This is a genomic window from Oleiphilus sp. HI0086 (genome assembly GCF_001635225.1).
On record NZ_LWFZ01001481.1, the window covers coordinates 1 to 535 of the forward strand.

General features: G+C 46.4%; 1 protein-coding gene. It reads right to left on the reverse strand.

The window, feature by feature from the left end:
- Nucleotides 1-535 (reverse strand): SGNH/GDSL hydrolase family protein (locus A3756_RS28390; RefSeq protein ID WP_197481536.1); only part of this gene is annotated, 535 nt, incomplete at both ends.

Below are 535 nucleotides of genomic sequence, written 5' to 3' on the forward strand. Positions count from 1 at the left end.
CCAGTAGCTGTTACGTAACCATCACACTCAGGGTGAAGTGCACCACCTTGAGATAGCATGTAAGCACATGCGTCGTCAGTATTGGTGTAGCCATAGTCTTCAGCGTTGTCGACTTGATCAGTCAAGAAGCTGAATAGGTCGTACTCGATAAAATCGACACCTGTTTGATGCTCAAGACGAGCCAATTTACGATCCAGCTTGCGATTGAACTTAGCTGAAAGCTTAGTAGTAACTCGTACAAGGCGGTTCGCTTTGCGCTCTTGGCGAGTCGTTTGAGTGTTTGCAAGTAAGCCAGCAACAACCAAATCAGTTTCGGGGATCGCGCCGATATCTGGAGCATTAGATACTAGAATGTGCTGAGCACCAGAAGCGATCAATTTTTCGATTTGAGCAATTTCAGATTCAACAGCTGCTTTCAATGAAGCATTAGCTGCCTGACGAATAGCCTGACGCTCTTGAGCTGTAGAAGCGAAAACTGCTCCTGAGCGAATTTCACGTGCTGCACGAATGTCATTGCCACCGATTAATACGATGT